The organism is Pseudomonas sp. EGD-AK9 (genome assembly GCF_000465935.2).
GTDB lineage: Bacteria > Pseudomonadota > Gammaproteobacteria > Pseudomonadales > Pseudomonadaceae > Aquipseudomonas.
The window spans coordinates 1-9,062 of record NZ_AVOF01000094.1; the positions used below are offsets into that span (position 1 = coordinate 1).

Consider the following 9,062-nt stretch of genomic DNA (forward strand, 5'->3'; position numbering starts at 1 on the left):
CCGAGAAGTGGGGCGTCGGCGGCGGCGAACTGCAGCGGGCAGGCGAACACCTCGCGGTAGGGCGCCAGATCCGCCGGTGCGGCGTGGCGGAACTGCGCGCCGAGCAGGTGGAAGCCGTCCAGCAGCGGCGTGGTCATCTGCACCCAGCAGGTCATCATCGCCAGCACGCGGATGCGCGTCGCCGGGTGTTGCGGGTGCAGCGGGCGATAGAGCAGCAGCAGGGCCTCGCCCCGTTCCTCGATGTGCAGCTCGCCGCCTTCGCCGCCCAGGCGCTGGTAGCGCAGCGCGGCGGTCAGCGCCTCGCCGAGGGTGGCGCTGCTCTGCAGCAGGTAGCTGAGTACGCTGAACGGGCCGGGGGTGAGGCTGCGGCCGAGCAGCAGGCCGGGCTCCGGGTGCTGCAGGCGCGCATCCAGTTCGCGCCACAGTGCCTCCTGGGCACTGAACGGCACCCGCGCGTCGGGGTCGGCCAGTTGCCCTTCGTGCAGGCCGCAGGCCGTCAGCAGCGTCTGGCGGTCGAGGCCGAGGCGGCTGGCGGCGTGCAGGATCGCCTGGGTCAGGCTGGCGCTGACCGAGGCCTGCGGCGACTCGTGAATGGCGTGTGACATGTGCCGATTCTGCCCAATGGCGGAGAACGGCGATAGCCCGGCGCGCCACACGCGGTTACGACCGATTGGTCGTTGGCGCGTGCATATTGGCGCCGAGCGGTTAGACTTGCCCTCCCGAACGTCGCCCACAAGGCGCGCTCGCTCTACAACAACAGAAAAAGGAGATCTCCCATGAAAGGCAAATCCTTGGCATGGGTCCTGTCCGCCGCACTCGCAGGCACTACCCTGAGTGGCATGGCACAGGCTGAAGAGAAGTTCGTCACCATCGGCACCGGCGGCCAGACCGGCGTCTACTACGTGGCCGGCCAGTCCATCTGCCGTTTCCTCAACCGCGGTGCGGCCGAGCACGGCATCAAGTGCAACGCCCCGGCCAGCGGTGGCGGGGTGGCCAACGTCAACGGCATCCGCAGCGGCGAGTTCAACTTCGGCATCATGCAGTCGGACCACCAGTACAAGGCGCTCAACGGCGCGGCGCCGTTCGAGGCCGAAGGCGCGATGGGCGACATCCGCGCGGTGTTCTCCCTGCAGAGCGAGGTGTTCACCATCCTCGCCCGCCGCGACGCCAAGATCGCCAGCTTCGACGACCTCAAGGGCAAGCGCGTCAACGTCGGCAACCCGGGTTCGGGTCAGCGCGACACCCTGGAAGAGATCATGGCCGTCAAGGGCTGGGATCGTTCTGCCTTCGCCCTCGCCGCCGAGCTGAAGCCGGCCGAGCAGGCCAGCGCCCTGGGTGACAACAACATCGATGCCATGACCTACTTCGTCGGTCATCCCAACGGCGCGATCCAGGAAGCCACCACCACCACCGACGCGGTGCTGGTGCCGGTGACCGGCGCCGAGATCGACAAGCTGCTGGCCGAGAAGACCTACTACACCAAGGCCGACATCCCCGGCGGCCTGTACAAGGGCAACGATGCGCCGACCCCGTCGATCGGCGGCAAGGCCGTGCTGTCCACCTCGGCCAACGCCGACCCGGAAGTGGTCTACCAGCTGGTCAAGTCGGTGTTCGACAACATCGAGCGTTTCAAGCGCCTGCACCCGGCCTTCGCCGACCTCAAGGAAGCCGACATGATCAAGGTCGGCCTGACCGCGCCGCTGCATGAAGGCGCCGCGCGTTACTACAAGGAGCGCGGCTGGCTGTAAGCGCCAGCGACGGGCCTGCCGAGCAGGCCGGTTGGCCTTCCCGGCGGGCGCTGCGCCCGATTCGCTTCTAGTGTTAAGCAAACCCGCACGGCGCAGGCCTGCGGGTTTTGCCGTTCTCCGATGACTCGAATGCAGGTTTGATCCCATGCATGACAAGCAACTCTCCACCGAGGAACTGATCGCCCAGGATGTCGGCGCGCGTCTGCCCGTCGGCGCCATGGCCCAGGTGATCGCCGGCCTGGCCCTGCTCTGGTCGCTGTTCCAGCTGTGGATCGCCTCGCCGCTGCCGTTCGTGCTCGGCTTCGGCGTGCTCAACGATACCCAGACCCGCGCCATTCACCTGGCCTTCGCCCTGCTGCTGGCGTTTCTCGCCTACCCGGCGTTCAAGCAGTCGCCGCGCGACCGCGTGCCCTTGCTGGATATCGCCCTCGGCCTGGTGGCCGCCGCCAGCGCCGCCTACCTGTTCGTCTTCTACCAGCAGCTGGCGCTGCGCCCCGGCAGCCTGACCACCGGCGACCTGGTCACCGCCTGCATCGGCATTCCGCTGCTGCTGGAGGCCACCCGCCGCGCGCTCGGCCCGCCGCTGGCGATCATCGCCCTGGTGTTTCTCGTCTACAGCCTGGCCGGCCCGTACATGCCGGGGCTGCTGGCGCACCGCGGGGTCAGTTTCAACGCCCTGGCCAACCACCAGTGGATCACCACCGAAGGGGTGTTCGGCATCGCCCTTGGCGTGTCCACCAGCTTCGTCTTCCTCTTCGTGCTGTTCGGCGCCCTGCTCGAGCGGGCCGGCGCCGGGCACTACTTCATCCAGCTGGCGTTCAGCCTGCTCGGCCACCTGCGCGGCGGCCCGGCCAAGGCGGCGGTGCTGTCGTCCGGGCTGACCGGGATGATTTCCGGCTCGTCGATCGCCAACGTGGTCACCACCGGCACCTTCACCATCCCGATGATGAAGCGCACCGGCTTCTCCGCGGAGAAGGCCGGCGCGGTGGAAGTGGCCTCCTCGGTCAACGGCCAGATCATGCCGCCGGTGATGGGCGCCGCGGCCTTCCTGATGGTCGAGTACATCGGCATGCCCTATGTCGAGATCATCAAGCACGCCTTCCTGCCGGCGGCGATCTCCTATATCGCGCTGCTCTACATCGTCCACCTGGAGTCGCTCAAGCTCGGCCTGCAGCCCATCGGCGGCCATCAGCCCAAGCCCTGGCTGCGCCGCCTGACCGGCTTCGCCTTCGGCGCGGCGCTGATCAGCGGCCTGTCGCTGGCGGTCTACTACGGCCTCGGCTGGCTCAAGCCGGCGCTCGGCGACTACGCCCTGCCGGGCATCGGCGTGCTGCTGGCGCTGGTCTACCTGGGCCTGCTGAAGGTTGCCGCCAGCGTGCCGGTGCTGCCGCCGGAAGACCCCAATGCGCCGCTGGAGTCGCTGCCCGAGACCCGCGCCGTGCTGCTCTCCGGCCTGCACTTTTTGCTGCCGGTGGTGGTGCTGGTCTGGTGCCTGATGATCGAGCGCCTGTCGCCCGGCCTGTCGGCCTTCTGGGGCAGCGTGATGCTGATCATCATCCTGCTCACCCAGCGCCCGCTGCTGAGCTGGATGCGCCACGACGGCAGCCACGACCACGGCACCTTCGTCGACGGCGTGATCGACCTGCGCGAAGGTCTGATCGCCGGCGCGCGCAACATGATCGGCATCGGCATCGCCACCGCGGCGGCCGGCATCATCGTCGGCGCGGTGTCGCAGACCGGCGTCGGCCTGGTGCTGGCCGACCTGGTCGAGCTGCTGTCGATGGGCAACCTGCTGCTGATGCTGGTGCTGGTGGCGGTGTTCAGCCTGATCCTCGGCATGGGCCTGCCGACCACCGCCAACTACATCGTGGTGTCCAGCCTGCTGGCGCCGGTGGTGGTGGCGCTGGGGCAGCAGAACGGCCTGATCGTGCCGCTGATCGCGGTGCACCTGTTCGTCTTCTACTTCGGCATCATGGCCGACGTCACCCCGCCGGTGGGCCTGGCCTCGTTCGCCGCCGCCGCGGTGTCCAAGGGCGACCCGATCAAGACCGGCCTGGTGGCCTTCTTCTACAGCCTGCGCACCGCGGCGCTGCCGTTCCTGTTCATCTTCAACACCGACCTGCTGCTGATCGACGTGGACTTCTGGCACGGCGTGCTGATCTTCATCGTGGCGACCATCGCCATGCTGATCTTCGCCGCCGGCACCCAGGGCTTCTTCCTGGTGCGCAGCCGCTGGTACGAGAGCCTGCTGTTGCTGCTGGTGGCCTTCACCCTGTTCCGCCCCGGCTTCTGGATGGACAGGCTCCACGACCCCTACCAGGACGTGCCGCCGGCCCAGCTGGCGCAGGCCCTCGACGGCGTCGCCGACGGCAGCCAGCTGCGCCTGCGCGTACTCGGCGAGAACGCGGTGGGCGACCCGCGCGAGTTCACCCTGCTGCTGGCGGTGCCGGATGGCGCCTCGGGCGAGGAACGCCTGGCCAAGCTCGGCCTGAACCTCTACGAGGAGGGCGACAAGGTGCTGGTCGACAGCGTCACCTTCGGCAGCCTGGCCGCCGACGCCGGCCTGGAGTTCGACCAGCAGATCCTCAGCGTGCGTGCGCCGACCGACCGCTGGACCAAGGAGCTGATGTGGCTGCCGGGCTTTATGCTGTTCGGCCTGATCGTCTGGTTGCAGCGCCGCCGTCAGCTGCCGCAGCCGGCGTAGGGATCCGCCGTCACCACCACAAGGCAGCTTCGGCTGCCTTGTTCGTTTATGCCCCGGCGGCGGGTTGCTAGACTCGCCGACCTGACCATTCGGACAACAAGGATTCCGCCCGCCATGTCGACGCCGCGTGTGCATTACCCCTGGTACAAGAAGGAGGACACCGACGCCTTCTTCGCCCTGTTCCAGAACAACATCGCCAACTTCGTGATCATCGCCATCAGCATGCTGGGCATGGGTTTTCCCGCCGAGATCGTGTTCGGTCAGGTGTTGCCCGGTGCGGCGGTGGCGGTGATGGCCGGCAACTTCTACTACGCCTGGAGCGCCGCGCGCCTGGCCCGCAAGGAGAACCGCGCCGACGTCACCGCGCTGTCCTACGGCATCAGTACCCCGGTGATGTTCGTCTTCCTGTTCGGCGTGCTGCTGCCGGCGAAGCAGCTCACCGGCGACGCCGAGCTGGCCTGGAAGGTGGCGGTGGCGGCCTGCCTGATCAGCGGCGCGATCGAGGCGGCGATCAGCCTGATCGGCAACTGGGTGCAACGCCATCTGCCGCGCCCGGCCATGCTCGGCGCGGTGGCCGGGGTGGCGCTGACCTTCATCGCCGGCGAGATGCTGTTCAAGACCCTGGAAATTCCCATGATCGGCCTGCTGGTGCTGGCCATCACCCTGGTCGGCCTGGTGGCGCGCATCAGCATGCCGTTACGCCTGCCGGCCTCGCTGTTCGCCATCGTCGTCGGCACCGCGCTGGCCTACCTGGTCGGCGCCGCCGACAGCGGCAAGTTCGGCGACGCCTTCACCCACCTGGGTTTCTACCCGCTGCTGCCCAACCTGGCCTGGTACGAGGGCCTGGGCCTGCTGTTCACCAGCATGCTGGCGCTGATGACGGTGATCCTGCCGATCACCCTGTACAACGCCATCGAGACCATGAACAACGTCGAGGCCATGAGCGCCGCCGGCGACCGCTACAGCGTGCGTGAATGCCAGGCGGTGGACGGCGTCGGCACCCTGCTCGGCGCGCTGTTCGGCGGGGTGTTCCCGACCACGGTGTACATCGCCACCGTGGGCTCGAAATGGATGGGCGCCGGGCGCGGCTACAGCATCCTTAACGGCGCGGTGTACGGCATCGCCACCATGTTCGGCCTGATCGCCTTTATCGCCGCGCTGATTCCGGTGTCGGTGGTGGCGCCGATCCTGGTGTTCGTCGGCATGTCGATGATCGCCACCGCCTTCAACAGCAACCATGCCCGTTACTACCCGGCGGTGGCCCTGGCCATGCTGCCGTACTTCGCCAACTACCTGATGACCCGCTTCAACCGCGGCGCGCCGGAGGTGGTGCAAGGCATCTCCACGGCCATCGGCGCCCTCGGCCAGGGCGCCATGTTCAGCGCCATCCTGCTCGGCGCCATGTGCGTGGCGGTGATCGATCGTCAGTTCCGCCAGGCCACCGCCTTCGCCCTGGTCGCCGCGGCCATGGCCTGCGTCGGCCTGATGCACGCGCCCAAGCTGGCCTGGTACGCCGCGCCGGACTTCGTCCACGGCTACCTGCTGATGGCGCTGTTCTTCGCCTGGTACGCCTGGCGCGGGGTGGAGCCGGCGCCGGTCGCGCGCGCCGCCGACGCGGACTGAGGCGGGGGCTATTCGCCGCCTTCTTCGAGCTGCAGCGCGCCGGTCTCGCCGCCCTCCAGCACCACGTAGGCGCTGGAGCAGAACAGCGAATTGAGGCGCTTCATGTCGGCGATCAACTCCAGGTGCAGCGAGCTGGTCTCGATGCTCTGCACCACCTGGCGCTGCAGCCGGCCGATATGCGCATGGGCCAGGCGCCGCTCCTGGGCGCGGAAGCGGCGTTTCTCGCGCAGCAGCTGGCTGGCGCTGGCGTGATCGGCGCTGAGGAACACGTTCAGGCCCAGGCGCAGGTTGGCCATCAGCTGTCCGTGCAGGCTGGTCAGCTCCTCCAGGCCCTTGTCGGAGAAGGCCCGGCGCTGCGCGGTCTTCTCGTTCTGGATCTTGCCGAGCATGCGTTCGATCAGCTCGCCGGCCTGCTCCAGGTTCACCGCCAGCTCGAGCACCTCGGCCCAGCGCCGGCTCTCGTGTTCGCTCATCGCTTCGCGCGGGATCTGCGCCAGGTACAGCTTGACCGCCCGGCACAGGCTGGCGACGTCGTCGTTGAGCAGGCGCAGCTCCTTGCTCGTCGCCGGCTGGTTGTGTTCCAGCACCGGCAGCAGGTGGCCGAGCATGGCCTCGATCAGATCGCCGATGCGCAGCGTTTCACGCACCGCATTGGCCAGTGCCAGGCTCGGCGTGGCCAGCGCCGTGGCGTCCAGATGGCGCGCGCGGGCGATACCGGCCTCTTCGGCGCGGTCCGGCATCAGCCAGTTGCAGAAGCGCGCCATCCAGCCCACGGTGGGCAGCATCAGCAGGGCGCGCAAGCCGTTGTAGAGCAGGTGGAAGAAGATCACCAGCTCGGCCGGACGCCAGTTCAGGCCGTCCAGCCAGTTGGCCAGCGGCTGCAGCAGCGGCAGCACCAGCAGCAGGCCGATCAGCTTGTAGATCAGGCTGCCCAGCGCCACGCGGCGACCGGCCGGGGTCTGCAGGCTGCTGGTGAGAAAGGCCAGCAGACCGCTGCCGATATTGGCGCCGATCACCAGGCCGATGGCCACCGGCAGGCTGATCAGCCCGGCGCCGGCCAGGGTCGCGGTGAGCAGCACGGCGGCCAGGCTGGAGTAGGTGAGCAGGGCGAACAGCGCGCCGACCAGGGCGTCGAGCATCAGGTCGCCGGTCAGCGAGGCGAACAGCACGCGGATGCCGCGTGCCTCGGTGATCGGCGTGGCGGCGGCGACGATCAGCTCCAGCGCCAGCAGCATCAGGCCCAGACCGATCGCCACGCGGCCGAGCTGGCCGGCGCGGGTCTGCCGTCGCGAGAGGAAGAAGATCACCCCGAGGAAGATCAGCAGCGGGCTCAGCCAGCTCAGGTCGAGGGTCAGCACCCGCGCCATGAGCGCGGTGCCGACGTCGGCGCCGAGCATGATCGCCAGCCCCGGCGCCAGCGCCATCAGGCCCTGGGCGACGAAGGAGGTGACCAGCAGCGCGGTGGCGTTGCTGCTCTGCACCAGCGCGGTGACGCCGATGCCGGCGGCGAAGGCCAGCGGCCGGCGGCCGACGTTGTGGCTGAGGATCTTGCGCAGGTGCGAGCCGTATACCCGCAGGATGCCGGTACGCACGATATGGGTGCCCCAGACCAGCAGGGCAATGGCGGACAACAGATTGAGCAGGGTCAGCATAAGGCGGCTCCCCCTTGCGAGCCCGCTGGCGATCGGTCGTGATCGCGACGCAGGTTGCATAGCCGGCCGGCGAGAAATGTTTTATCCGGCTTGTACTTAGCATCGGCCGGAAATCGCCGTTGCGCCAGTCGCGCGGTGAGCGGGCACTGGTTAACCTAGCGGCCTCTACACTATGGCCACTGGAGCGAATTCGTTGCGTTCGGGCGCTGGGCCGACGCTAAGGCTGGGGATCGATGGCGGGAAAATGGCGGGCGGGCCTGCTTCTGGGGCTGGCGCTGAGCGGCGCCGCCTGGGCGGCCGAGCTGCGCCTGGTGACCGGCGACGATTACGCGCCCTTCACCGGCCAGAGCCTGCCCGGCGGCGGCCTGCTGACCCAGGTGGTGCACGCCGCCCTGGCCGAACGCGGGCTGTCCGCCACGCTGGCGTGGCAGCCGTGGAAGCGCGGTTACCTGAAGACCCTGCGCGGCGACTACGACGCGACTTTCCCCTATGTCCCCGGCGCCCAGCGCCAGGCGGAATTCCTCTACTCGGCGCCGCTGTTCGTCGCCGAACAGCACCTGTTCAGTCGTGCCGGCGACGCCATCGAGGTGGCGGATCTGTCGCGCCTGGCCGGCAAGCGCCTGTGCTACCCGCTCGGCTGGCAGCCGCCGGCGCCGATCCAGGCATTGCTCGACCAGGGCCTGCTGACCCGTCATTCGCCGCTCGGCCTCAACGAGTGCGCGCGCCTGCTGCTGCTGGCGCGCGACGACCTGTTCATCGCCGACCGCCGCCTGGGCGAGAGCGCCCTGCGCGCCACCGGGGCGCCGGCGAGCCGCTTCTACCGCTCGCAGGGGGTGTTCGGCAACAGCACCCTGCACCTGATCGTGCCGCGCAACCATCCGCGCGGCGCCGAGCTGATCGCCGAGTTCGACCTCGGCCTGGCCGCCTTGCAGGCCAGCGGCGCCTACCAGCGCCTGCTTGAGGCCTATCTGCAGCCGCCTGAGCTCAGCCCAGCAGCGCCATGATCGCCACCAGGCTGCCCGCCGCCAGCAGCGTCTGCAGGGTGATGATACCGGCCATCAGCTGGCTGTCGCCGCCCAGCTGGCGGGTCAGCACATAGGCCGTCGGCGCGGTGGGCAGGGCGAAGAACAGCACCAGCACGGCGCTCTCCATCGCCGGCAGGGCCAGCGCCCAGGCCACCGTCCAGGCCAGCAGCGGCATGGCCAGCAGGCGCAGGGCGCTGTTCCACCCCAGCGCCGGAATTTCCCCGCCGAGCTGCTCGGGTTTGAGCGCCGCGCCGACGCAGAGCAGGCCCAGCGGCAGGCTGGCGGCGGCCAGCAGGCCGAGCAGGCGATC

At 68.9% G+C, this 9,062-nt stretch carries 7 protein-coding genes; 4 read left to right on the top strand and 3 right to left on the bottom strand.

Annotation, left to right across the window (positions count from 1 at the left end; all coding sequences use genetic code 11):
• On the bottom strand, nucleotides 1–605 hold a 605-nt coding region (locus N878_RS05250), incomplete at its 3' end, for an AraC family transcriptional regulator (protein ID WP_021442628.1).
• A 171-nt stretch (nucleotides 606–776) separates the two neighbouring features.
• Here N878_RS05250 and N878_RS05255 point away from each other — a divergent pair.
• From N878_RS05255 to N878_RS05265, 3 genes are all read left to right on the top strand, one after another.
• The gene (locus N878_RS05255) at nucleotides 777–1,748 is read left to right on the top strand and encodes a TAXI family TRAP transporter solute-binding subunit (RefSeq protein WP_021442629.1); all 972 of its coding nucleotides are present in this window, start codon (nucleotides 777–779) and stop codon (nucleotides 1,746–1,748) included.
• A 145-nt stretch (nucleotides 1,749–1,893) separates the two neighbouring features.
• Complete coding sequence (locus tag N878_RS05260) at nucleotides 1,894–4,452, top strand: TRAP transporter permease (protein WP_021442630.1); 2,559 nt, start codon at nucleotides 1,894–1,896, stop codon at nucleotides 4,450–4,452.
• A 114-nt stretch (nucleotides 4,453–4,566) separates the two neighbouring features.
• Nucleotides 4,567–6,075: a uracil permease gene (locus N878_RS05265; RefSeq protein WP_021442631.1), complete on the top strand. Its 1,509-nt coding sequence runs from the start codon at nucleotides 4,567–4,569 to the stop codon at nucleotides 6,073–6,075.
• A gap of 8 nt (nucleotides 6,076–6,083) precedes the next feature.
• Here N878_RS05265 and N878_RS05270 read toward each other — a convergent pair whose 3' ends face one another.
• A complete protein-coding gene (locus tag N878_RS05270; RefSeq protein WP_021442632.1) occupies nucleotides 6,084–7,727 on the bottom strand; it encodes a Na/Pi cotransporter family protein in 1,644 nt (547 codons plus the stop codon).
• Nucleotides 7,728–7,960: 233 nt separating this feature from the next.
• Between N878_RS05270 and N878_RS05275 the strand changes: the two genes are divergently transcribed.
• Complete coding sequence (locus N878_RS05275; RefSeq protein ID WP_021442633.1) at nucleotides 7,961–8,731, top strand: ABC transporter substrate-binding protein; 771 nt, start codon at nucleotides 7,961–7,963, stop codon at nucleotides 8,729–8,731.
• Here N878_RS05275 and N878_RS05280 read toward each other — a convergent pair.
• Nucleotides 8,712–9,062 (bottom strand): AEC family transporter (locus N878_RS05280; RefSeq protein ID WP_021442634.1); only part of this gene is annotated, 351 nt, incomplete at its 5' end. The genes N878_RS05275 and N878_RS05280 overlap by 20 nt on opposite strands.

Coding starts and splice junctions, on each gene's coding strand:
- N878_RS05255 (WP_021442629.1), top strand. CDS start 777: ATGAAAGGCAAATCCTTGGCATGGGTCCTGTCCGCCGCACTCGCAGGC.
- N878_RS05275 (WP_021442633.1), top strand. CDS start 7,961: ATGGCGGGAAAATGGCGGGCGGGCCTGCTTCTGGGGCTGGCGCTGAGC.
- N878_RS05260 (WP_021442630.1), top strand. CDS start 1,894: ATGCATGACAAGCAACTCTCCACCGAGGAACTGATCGCCCAGGATGTC.
- N878_RS05265 (WP_021442631.1), top strand. CDS start 4,567: ATGTCGACGCCGCGTGTGCATTACCCCTGGTACAAGAAGGAGGACACC.
- N878_RS05270 (WP_021442632.1), bottom strand. CDS start 7,727: ATGCTGACCCTGCTCAATCTGTTGTCCGCCATTGCCCTGCTGGTCTGG.